The organism is Wolbachia endosymbiont of Drosophila seguyi (assembly GCF_028981765.1).
In the GTDB taxonomy this organism is placed as follows: Bacteria; Pseudomonadota; Alphaproteobacteria; order Rickettsiales; family Anaplasmataceae; genus Wolbachia; species Wolbachia pipientis.
Genome location: NZ_JAPQLM010000028.1, coordinates 1 through 11,093 on the forward strand (window position 1 = coordinate 1; position 11,093 = coordinate 11,093).

The window sequence follows — 11,093 nt, forward strand, 5'->3', positions numbered from 1 at the left end:
CATTCTAATTCCATAATTTGTCATTAGTACGTTTATTAATTCTTGAGTAGATATACAATTAGTACGTAATGAAAAATACGCTATATTAGTTTTATACAGGTCGATATCAATTATAACTTGATCTATGGAGTCTAGGCCTTCTATAAGGTGCTGCATTTTTTTATGATCTTCTTCTAAAGAATTTACATTATTACGTAGAGCATATAAACATGCAGCTGAAATAATGCCAGCTTGGTGCATACCTCCGCCAATTTGAAACTTATAGTACCAAGCTTTTTCAATAAAATCTTCACTTCCAAGCAATATTGCACCCATTGGAGCACCTAATCCTTTACTAAAATCAATGAATACCGAATCAAAATAACTTGCATACTCCTTTGGAGATATTTTAGTATGAGCACAAGCGTTGAACAGTCTTGCTCCATCTAAATGAGTGAATACGTCATTCTCTTTGCAGAGACTTGAGATCTCTTGAATATATTCTAAAGGCCACACAGCTCCACCACCAAAATTTGTCGTTTGTTCGATAGAAACAAGCCCAACTCTCGGAATATTTCTTAAACTAGGACGAGTAATAAACTCAACAATTTGTTCTCCAGTAAATATTCCTCTTGTACCTTTGATGGGCAAAGGAGTAGCATGTGCCTGGGCTGCGATCAAGCCAGATTGTACTATGAGTGGATGTGAAGTTTCATCAAGCAGCAAGTAATCACCAGGTCTTTGAATGTGTACTTTATAAGCAATTACATTGGACATCGTTCCTGAAATCAAAAAGATTCCTGCAGGTTTACCTAATATTTTACATGCGGTTGCCACTAATTCGTTCACAGTTGGATCTTCACATGCAGCTTCGTTTCCAACTTTTGCTTTAGCCATCGCTTCCCTCATTTTAGCTGAAGGGTCAGTGTTTGAATCGCTAAAGAAATCTATTTTTACTCTCATATTAAATTTAACACAACCTCCTTTATAATTTCAGCAGCTTTCATGATGTCTGTTTCCTTTGTGCCAAGATGGGTAACTGCTCTTATATGAGACTCGAGCCAAGGAAAAAGCAATAAACCATAAGCTTGGCACTTACTCAAGAAAACCTCATTAGTTACATTTAGTGCTTTTATACTAAAGCTTACTATATTAGTTTCTGGATAAGGTAGTACCAGTTTTATGTGTGGAATTTCCTTAATCTTGTCTGCAAACAGTTTGGCGAGTTTATTGTCTTCTTTAAGCCTAGAAATATTGTTCTGTAGTACATACTTTGCTGCATTAGCACAATACCCTATCTGATGATAACCACTACCTAGCCAAACCTGTAGCTTTTTAGCCCTTTCAATTATCTCTCTTTTACCCATAAGCATTGAACCAAAAGGAGCTCCAAGTCCTTTGGTAAAAGAAAAGCTCATTGTATCCACATATTTAGCATAATCTGCTAAAGCAATATTTGTTTCGACATGAGCATTAAATATTCTTGCACCGTCTAAATGAAGATTTACATTGTGAGCTTTTAAAAAGTGATATAACTCGACTTGTTTTTCAAAAGGATAAATTTTACCATTAAACCCGTTTATACTATTTTCTATAGAAACAAGACTCACCTGAGCAAAAATTTTGTACCTTGGCTTAGAATTAATAGCATATTCTACTTCAGCAACATCTAAGATTCCGCTATTATTTCTAATACAATTAAATACGATATTATTTACTTTTGCATTGCCTGCGCTATCGAAAAAATTAACGTGATAATTATAATGAGTTATTAGTTCATCACCAGGACTTGTTTGACTGGCAATGGCTAATCTATTTGCAAGCATACCGCTGGTTGCAAATAATGCTTCTTCTACTTTGAATAATTGTTTGCAATATTCTGATAAGTCATTACAGCTTTTGTCTTCACCATAAGCAAAATCTCCAACAGTTGCATTACTTATTGCATGTATAACGTTGGAGCTCTGCAGAGTTGTAGTGTCACTTCTCAGATCAATAATTTTTTCCATCTTATTTTTTGCCATTCAAACAACCAATTTGAGCATTCCAAAGTTCCTTGTAAAGACCTTGCTTAGAAACTAATTCAGCGTGTTTACCATCTTGGACAATTTTTCCTTTGTTAAATACTAGAATTCGGTCCATATGTAAAAGTGTAGAAATACGGTGTGCTATAGTAATGGTGGTTTTATTTTCCATCAACTTAAATAAACTCATTTGAATTGTTTTCTCTGTTATAGAATCTAACTGACTAGTTGGCTCATCGAAAAATAATATCGGAGCGTTTTTTAGAAATGCTCTCGCTATGATTATTCTTTGTCTTTCCCCTCCAGATAGCTTTATGCCTTTTTCTCCGACTACAGTTTCATATTGATCGGGTAGAGTCATAATGAAATCGTGAATACCAGCCAGCTTTGCAGCTCTTATTATTTCTTCGATAGTAGATTGAAGTTTACCATATATAATATTTGCTAAAATAGTATCATGAAACAACAATGGTTCTTGAGGTATTACAGATATTTGTTGCCTCAAAGAACTCTGTGTAACTTCCGATACTACTTGATTATCAATCTGTATATTACCTTTTTTAACATCAAATAGCCTTATGATTAAGTTTATAAAAGTAGATTTACCACCTCCAGAATAACCAACTAGACCTACCTTTTCGCAAGGATTAATGGTAACTGAAAAATCTTGAAATAATGACTTCTGACCCTCATAAGAAAAAGAAACATTATTAAACGTTATTCTTCCACTTAATAAATTTAATTTTTTAGCATTTTCCTTATCTTGAATTTCTGGTACGGTAGTCAAGATTGGCAATGCATCCGAAACTTTGCCGAAATGAGTAGAAAATTGGGTAAGATTCCTAGTTAGATGGTTAAGAAACTCTATAATCGATATATTAATTCCAAGTACAAGAGCAATATCTCCTATTGCAATCTTGTTCAATTGATAATCATGAATTAAAAAATACAAGTTTACTGCTTGGAGTATATCAAATGAATAGCCATATATAAACCAAAGCCAAAAGTATGCCCATTGTAATTTTCTTTCTGCAATAGTTTTTTTCTTGCATACTTGAAAAAATTTATGCCTCTCATGCGCTTGCCGAGAAAATAACCTTACTGATATAACATTTAAAATACTGTCGGTTATACCCGCTATTACTTGTGAACTTTGTTTAGAATGATCATCGGCTAATCCGGTAAGCACCCGAAAACTGAAAACCGAAATCAAAATAAAAATGTTCACCCAAATGAATGTAGCTATTGCAAACTTTATATTTACTAGTGATAAAGTATAAATAGCCAAGATTAATGCTATACTATAACTAAAGAAACAGTCTATAAGCAGTCTTATTAGCTCTATCACACTATCCATTAAGTTACTGACCTTATATACTAAACTTCCGGATAGGTTGTTTTGATAATAGGAATGGTCTTGCTGAAGCAGCCTGTAAAAAGACATATCAGCTATTTTTTGACGCATTGAGGTAAACATTCGAATGTCAACAAAATAGCCATAGAATCTAAAAGCAGTAGTAATAAGTAATGCCATACAAACATAAGCGCTTACAGGTAATAAAAGATTTTCAATTACATTACCTTCTTGATATTTTACAGCTGTATCTAAGATATTTTTTACTAAATACTTTCTAAAAGATAAATCAACAGCTACTACTAGGGCAACCAGGAACATTACAAGCACATTAAGCTTAAACTTGGATAAGATATTCAAAATGAACACCAATATATACTTGAAACTACCAACTCTACTTTTGTTCATTTATAATGCTAGCTCCACCACATTGACTTTTTTATTGAGAAATACAAGCAGTGAAAACCATAAATTTTTGTATATTTTTCCTGAAATGTCTCCAGCATCATGTAGTGCTGACGCTTGATTCAGAATAAGTAGCTTATATAAATCTCGCTTAGCTTCAGCAGTGTTGACCTCAGAAATATTTGTAGTTGTGTCTGTAATAAAGGCTAACCAGCTCTTAATAAGTTCTTCCATATTTTTTGTTTTTATACTTTCCTGGCGACGAAATAATGATAAGTATTCTCTCAGTATAAATTCTGTTAATGCACCACAGTTTAATATACCAAAAACTGAAGGCTGAGGTTTTGGCACACAAGGAAGACTTTTATCTTTTACAACCCATCTCGTAACATAAGCAAACCTATCTTTAGCATCTATATTCTTATCACTACCATGCCATAACCGTGAATCAAAAACTATCGCATCTCCTGCCGAAATAGGTAGTGACTTAATTTTATAATTTTCCCGGTTATCCGAGTATTGATCCAAAAAGTATGGATGCCAAAAATCAACTAGAGGCTGTATTTTCCAGTTGTGACTATCTTCTATAACTTGTAGTGCACCTGAAGTTTTATTGACATTATTCAAAGCTAGCCAAACAGAAAAATGATAAGGGTCATTAAAGCTATAAGAGATGTCCTGATGGAAGGGAACTGCATCTATTAAATCAGCAGTTTTACATATAACATTTGATTTTTTCTGCAGTATCTGGCATTGAAGTGACTTTTCAAGATAATTTTTAATAATTTTATCTAATACTTGAGATACAATTCTAGTTACCTGAGATGATGTACCCCATCTTCCAGTGCAGTTTAAATAGTCAGAAGTTGAAACACCTAATTCTTGAGATAACTTTGATATCTTGCTTATTATATCATTTAAAGACTGAGTTATTAACTCTAAAGGAACTAGATTTTTGATAATAAAAAAACCATTTTTTTGCAATGCTTTCATATATTAACACCTAATGTCAATAACTGATAAATAATCTGTTAAAGGTACAATACTAAAAATTTTAAGCCCTTTTACTTGTTTTAGTATTCTTTTCCAATCGCTCAATGTCCTTAGTTTACCCCCTGTTTCAACCATTACATTAATATCTACAGAACCTCCCACTGGGGAGTAGTAATCTAGGATAGTTTCTATCACTAAAACGCGTGGTATTCCTTTATTTTTTACCAATTTTAAATAAGACAATACCTTATTATCATCATAATGCTGCAGAAAGCGGCAAAAGACACCTAATTCATAATTTGTAGCTGATAATTCTTCTTGAGTTATGAGTTTAATTTTTAAATCTTCTACTGCCTGCCTAGGCACTTTATGTTCGTTGTAATAATATAAGCCTATAGAACCTTTATTGTGTATATCAGAATAAGCAAGAAATAAAGAGTGTACGCCAAATAGCAATATATTTTTAGCACCATCTATATTAACCCTAGAATTAAACTCTTTAGTGTCAAACCTGGAATATCCTAGCAATGCTTGGTAAAACGCTATTTTCCTGTCTTCTGATGTTTCTTTCTCCTTAAAAGATTCAAATGAAGATATTGACTCCTGCCTTAATATATCGGCAATTTTTAACCAATTCTTTTCAGCGGCAACCCTTGCCCACATTGCTGCTGCTTTAGGCAAAAATGGTATTTCCTTAAAACACTTACCTTTTGATGATAGTTGCCATAAGTCCTTGTTCTTATCGTAATCAATAAACCCTATTTCCCACAACGCCCTTAACAGCCTTTCTAGATTTGGAACGATAATATTTAACTTTTGAGATAAAACTGGCATAGTTGCAGGTAAGATATTTAACAAATCAAGTTCAATAGCAACATTTGCGAGGTAAGTTTTCCAAAAGGCGGAAAGTTCTGCAGAAATCTTATGCACTTGAGATTCTTTATCTAAATCAAAAATACTAAACTTTACGTTTCCGGTAATATCGATCTGTCCTAATACACCTTCAAAAGTTTCAACTTTTGCCATGCCATTATAGAATGCTTCTACCATTTTAAATCTTTGCCGGTAAACAGGATTGCCATTAATATCTATATGAAACCAGCCATGCTTATCTTCTGCAATAGCAAATCCTTTATGAAAAACATTAAGCTTTTTATACCATTTATTATGTACTAACTTTCCATGATTATTAATATGTGTAGCTTTACCATCTTTATGGACTACAGCGGTACCATCCTTAAAATCCCCAACATAATTGTATTCTTGCTCATAAACTCTATTGCCGTTCAAATCAATATGAAAAAACTTATCATGCTTTCTAATCACACAAATATCTTCTTGGTAATTTCCAATCCATTGATACGAATGTTTGTATACTCTACATCCAGATGGATCAATATGGTAATACCCTGTGTCATCTTCTACGGCTGCTCTATTGCAGTAAAATCCAAAAGTTTTTAAAAATCTGTCGCGATAAATTGCTTCTCCCATTGCATCGATGTGATAAGCGCCTGTCTCATCATAAACTGGTGCAAGGCCAGGCTCGTGAAATTTATCAACTCTAATAAATCTATTTTTGTACAAAGGATTTTCTGACAATTGGTGAAACCTTTCACAGGGGGAAACCCTAATAGATTTAAGGTACTCACTATCTTTCATTAATTGACTAATGGTTTTCTCATGTTGCATGTTTTGCATAATTCATAGTTTAAATAATTCTTTTGTAAGTTTAGGTACTCGCTACTTTGCCATATTTCCTCCAGTTTAACTTCATTAACATTGCCAAAATCTCCTAATGTTTTGCGTAGTTCATCTGGAGCACAGCAGGGACTAAACTTGCCTTCATTGTTTATCCATGCTTCTTTACCTAAAAATGGGCACTGACCACCTGGAGCCAAATCCTTGATACCCTCTTGAGAAAGGATCGTAAAATTTTCTAATTTTATCTTTTTACCATTTGGCAATAGCATATTATCCCTAAGTTCATATAACCTTCCCACCTCCGTATTCCATCTACTAATTGCTAATTCATCTCTCCTCATAGATAGATCCTTAATTTCCTTAAAATGTGCCCAAAGATGATGTCCTTTAACTCTATCTATGCCATTTTTTATAGCCATCTCAACTATGTCGTAAAGTTCATGTAAATTACTTTCTAAAAATGTTAATTGTAAAGTAACGGTACACCTTTCACCTGTATCGCTAAAGTATTTATCTCTAACTTCAAGGAAAGTTTTTAAATTTTCTGTCACTACTTCCCATTTTGAACCTTTCATGATTCTTTCATGAGTTTCTTTAGTTGCCCCATTCCAGGAAATCTTAACATCAGATAAAATTGGTACCAATAGTTCAGCCCATTTTCTAGCTCCTTTAATAGGAAAAGAACCATTGGTCGTGAGGTTAAGCTTCAGGCCGAACTCATGGCACAAATTGATTATTTCATCAAAGCTTTTATACATTAAAGGTTCACCCATAGTAGAAGGAATGATTTCCCTTAAAGGTGTTCCATCTGCTTCCTTAATTACCTTCCTGATAGTTTCTATTGACATTATCTTAGGTTTTATCCCTTTAGCTTTCTTCTCCTCTTTAACTTTACTATATGGTGAAAAGCATTCACACATTACACAAGCAAAGTTGCAGTAATCTGGATTAGTATCAAAAGTAATTCTCCAAGGACCAGGTTTTGTAGCCACTGATTTGCCTTTATTTTCAATAACATTACGGTAAATTTTGTTAAGTTTCTCAGTATGCTCACTTATAGAAGGTACATTACCATTTTTAGTATAAAGATAGCCTCTTTGGGTCAGTTCACTGTATAATTCCTGGTCTGTAGATAGGACTTGCATTTTTTCTGACAAACTATTTGTATCTCTATGCTTAAATAATAGTCCGTTTATTCCATCTCTTACATATTCTGCCATGCCACCATAATCAGCCGTTATTACTGGTACACTCAGTTGCTGTGCTTCATGTATTACTAATGGTGAATTTTCACCCCAAATTGAAGGAACAACTATCGCATCAACTTTATTAAATACATCAGTAACTATATTTTTATTGTTATAACTTCCCATCCATTCTATCCTTTCTTTAACAGCATGTGGAAACTGATCGGCAATCGCTTTTAAAGTTTTAGTTTCTTCCCTTGCCGCTCCCCAAATTCTAAGTTTTGCTTTAGATGATAAGCGAGAAAAAGCCTTCAATAATAGGTCAACACCTTTCTCGGGAGTATGAGTACCTATATAACCGAAAATAAACCCTTTTTCTTGCACCCTATTTCTATTCTTAAGACGATTTAGATCAAAACCATAATCAAGATAAGAAATTTTGTTTATCGGAACATTAAAGTCTTGAGTAAATTTATCCATTAAGAATTTTGACGGAGCAATGAAGTAATCTATATAGTCCACTACTTTCTTTGTTTGCTTCATTCTAGTTGCAACCCATTGTTCCCAATAATTTAAGTCTGAATTCAAGAATTCTTCATCTCCTGTAAAATGCCCCTTGTAACATTGGGTTGCACATTTTTGATCCTTCTGTCCATCACAAAGCCGTAACAAATCTTCAGAATTACGTTGAATAAATCTTCCTCTTGGACACATTAACCAAAAATCATGTAGCGTAAAAATTGTAGGTATATTTTCTTTAAAAGCAACTTCTGGTAAAGTAATTGATAGATGATTAAGATGACCAAAATGTATAAGATCTGGTTGAAAGTTATCTATTATTCTTTTAAATTTTATATTTACTTCTTCATTGATAAATTTGTAACGATATTTAGTTGTAGGTATATTAATTAAATTCAGTAAGATCCGGGAATCACTACAGTCCAGAGCTATAGTATAATGGAAATCAGGTAAGAAGCTGTTTTCATGCCTAGTAAATATTTGTACCTCATTATTATTGGCTAGTTCATGGGCAAGAGTTTGGCTGTAAACCTCCGAACCAGCGCTATAATAAGGAGGGTAACCATGAATAACTTTTAATATTTTCATATATTACCATATCTATATTGTTAGGATATTCTTGTGTATTGTTTTGTAGACTTTTTATAAATTTACCTAATCCTACTTTTAATGAATGCTTTGGAGACCAACCAAGTAGCTCTTTAGCTCTAGTAAAATCACCATGGAACTTAGTTACGTCAAAATTTCTTGGAGGATAAAAATCAATTCTAGAATCACTTTCCGTGACTTTTAATATTGTTTTTGCTAAGTTTTCTAAAGTACATGGGCTATTAGTAGTAAGATGAATAGCAGGAAGAGAAGATTTCTCGTTTTGTAAATATTTAACAGTTAAGTATATACCCTCTATAACATCATCCAAATAGGTAAAATCAAAAACACATTCTTTACCTTCTATCCTAATTGGATCGCCTTTCAATGCATTGATACAGAGTGCAGGAATTACTCTACTACTATGATCTAGTAAACCACCATATACATTTGAGAAGCGTAATATTGCTACATTAAAGTTAGAACCTTTTAAATTTATTACTTGTTCTTCAATAAATGCTTTACCTTTGGCGTAATTATTTATTGGGTTGATACTAGCAGACTCTGCAACTGGTAGTTCCTTTTGTTCTCCATATACTTCTCTACTGCTTGCATATATAAACCATGGTTTATTCGGAAGCGACTTGCAGAATTCTAAGAATTGGATTGTACCATCGACATTAACTTTTTGGCACAATTCAGGATAAAGCTCACCATGTATAACTCTAGAAATTGCAGCCAGATGAATAACCCCCGTACACTTAGCGAGTAGCGGCATTATATCTTCTGAAAAAAAACTGAGTGGGTTGTCGCGAAACCTAATATCGCAGCTTATTACTTCATAACCCTGCTTTTCTAACTTTTCTACTAAAGCCGATCCTATCAAACCTGCAGCACCTGTTATTAATATTCCCATGTGTCCCTCTCACTACAACCAGGAAAATCTTTCACACCTATCATCTTACAAGTAAGACTTAAAAAGCATTATAAAACTAGTATAAAACAAATGTCAACTTAAATTAAGGATCAATGAATAAAAAAATATAGTTATGAAAGAAGGGTTGGTTGTCTTCTTCTATTTGCCTGAAAATAACGTTCTGCTTTGACCAAATCCTCTTTGTTATTTACCCCCATTGCTTCCTTTTCGTCAGCGACTACATAACCTGCACGTAAGTTATTGCTTGCTGCAATGGGTATTATATCATTAAGACAACATTCGTTGGTCGAATCATTAAATTTTACTTCTTTTATTAGGGTATAAAGATCTTTAGCGTATGAAACCATTATTCCAGAGTTTGCAAGAAGAATTTCATCTTCACTTTTCAAGACTTTTTGAACATTGTCATTATCATCAATTACTAATCTTCCATATTGCTTATCTTGACTATTAAATCCAAGAAGAACTAAATTTTTATTATTACACTTTAAACAATCAGTCATTCTCATAACTGTATCACTAGATATAAACGGGGTGTCTCCGTACTGTATTAAAACTATGTCTTGGTCAGATAACCGCTCCAGGCTTTCTAGGGCAATTTTAACTGCAGTGCCAGTACCTGTAATATTTTCTTGAATTATCAATTTTATATTATATTTATCAATTATATCTTTTAAGGTACTAAATCTTTCTAACTCCTTTAGAAAAGGCTTGTTAATGACAATTGATAGACTTTTTAAACTCAGCGGTTTTGCATTGTGAATTATATGCTCTAAAAGAGTAAAATTTCCTACTAGGTGTAGTGTTTTTGAGTACTGTGAATTCATTCTACTGCTTTTTCCTGCTGCTAATATTATCAACGTGTTATCCATACATAACTCAAGAACTTACTAGGAGGTAAGTTAAGTGATAATTAATGAGTTGTAAAGTCTACTATAGTTTCCTAAATGATCCAGAAAAAATAATTAACATGCTTGAAATATATAAATCCTCTATGACGCTAATATAGATTAGCCGATAAAGTAAGCTTCCCAGAACTACTCATTTATATTGACCCATCAGTACTTATACAAAAGCTAGTTGATCGAGAAAATAGGCAAATCCTTATCAACGGCCTACTACTTTTCCTAACTTATGCTTCCTTGTTATATTGTTGAGTATACTTTTTAAATAGTTTTTTTCTGTTTTCTATCAACCAATAGAAGTTTCTTTTAGCCCATAAGGATATTTATATAGGAACTGATATTTTCTATGCTGGCAAGAGTCTTGACGCCGTAAAAAAAACTACTCAATAATTGGGTAACTTCTGATGACATTTTCACTGTACATTTATCGCACAACATTAGTGCTACAATCACAGGTATAAAGGTATTAAACAACCTTTAAAAAGTTTCACTTTTCCCTTA

The 11,093-nt window shown here is 33.1% G+C and carries 8 protein-coding genes; all 8 read right to left on the minus strand.

Annotated elements, in window-relative coordinates; genetic code table 11:
* Positions 1-942: threonine aldolase family protein (locus tag OZD62_RS00520; RefSeq protein WP_275019204.1), on the minus strand; the 942-nt coding region annotated here is incomplete at its 3' end.
* Positions 939-1,988, minus strand: a complete 1,050-nt coding sequence (locus OZD62_RS00525) for a threonine aldolase family protein (RefSeq protein WP_006280069.1) — start codon at positions 1,986-1,988, stop codon at positions 939-941. The genes OZD62_RS00525 and OZD62_RS00520, both read right to left, overlap by 4 nt.
* 1 nt (position 1,989) lies before the next feature.
* A complete protein-coding gene (locus OZD62_RS00530) occupies positions 1,990-3,765 on the minus strand; it encodes an ABC transporter ATP-binding protein (RefSeq protein WP_275019205.1) in 1,776 nt (591 codons plus the stop codon).
* A complete protein-coding gene (locus OZD62_RS00535) occupies positions 3,766-4,755 on the minus strand; it encodes a phytanoyl-CoA dioxygenase family protein (RefSeq protein WP_006280067.1) in 990 nt (329 codons plus the stop codon).
* A gap of 3 nt (positions 4,756-4,758) precedes the next feature.
* Positions 4,759-6,453, minus strand: a complete 1,695-nt coding sequence (locus OZD62_RS00540; RefSeq protein ID WP_275019206.1) for a WG repeat-containing protein — start codon at positions 6,451-6,453, stop codon at positions 4,759-4,761.
* A complete protein-coding gene (locus OZD62_RS00545) occupies positions 6,414-8,750 on the minus strand; it encodes a glycosyltransferase (RefSeq protein WP_006280065.1) in 2,337 nt (778 codons plus the stop codon). Before OZD62_RS00545 ends, OZD62_RS00540 begins: the two co-directional genes overlap by 40 nt.
* A complete protein-coding gene (locus tag OZD62_RS00550; RefSeq protein WP_006280064.1) occupies positions 8,707-9,666 on the minus strand; it encodes an NAD-dependent epimerase/dehydratase family protein in 960 nt (319 codons plus the stop codon). The genes OZD62_RS00545 and OZD62_RS00550 overlap by 44 nt, the downstream gene beginning before the upstream one ends.
* A gap of 131 nt (positions 9,667-9,797) precedes the next feature.
* The gene (locus OZD62_RS00555; protein WP_010082157.1) at positions 9,798-10,559 is read right to left on the minus strand and encodes a sugar phosphate nucleotidyltransferase; all 762 of its coding nucleotides are present in this window, start codon (positions 10,557-10,559) and stop codon (positions 9,798-9,800) included.
* Positions 10,560-11,093: the final 534 nt, after the last annotated feature.

Bases quoted from the DNA above. Each gene is read 5' to 3' on its own strand.
- OZD62_RS00525 (WP_006280069.1), bottom strand. From the start codon at position 1,988: ATGGAAAAAATTATTGATCTGAGAAGTGACACTACAACTCTGCAGAGC.
- OZD62_RS00530 (WP_275019205.1), bottom strand. From the start codon at position 3,765: ATGAACAAAAGTAGAGTTGGTAGTTTCAAGTATATATTGGTGTTCATT.
- OZD62_RS00535 (WP_006280067.1), bottom strand. From the start codon at position 4,755: ATGAAAGCATTGCAAAAAAATGGTTTTTTTATTATCAAAAATCTAGTT.
- OZD62_RS00540 (WP_275019206.1), bottom strand. From the start codon at position 6,453: ATGCAAAACATGCAACATGAGAAAACCATTAGTCAATTAATGAAAGAT.
- OZD62_RS00545 (WP_006280065.1), bottom strand. From the start codon at position 8,750: ATGAAAATATTAAAAGTTATTCATGGTTACCCTCCTTATTATAGCGCT.
- OZD62_RS00550 (WP_006280064.1), bottom strand. From the start codon at position 9,666: ATGGGAATATTAATAACAGGTGCTGCAGGTTTGATAGGATCGGCTTTA.
- OZD62_RS00555 (WP_010082157.1), bottom strand. From the start codon at position 10,559: ATGGATAACACGTTGATAATATTAGCAGCAGGAAAAAGCAGTAGAATG.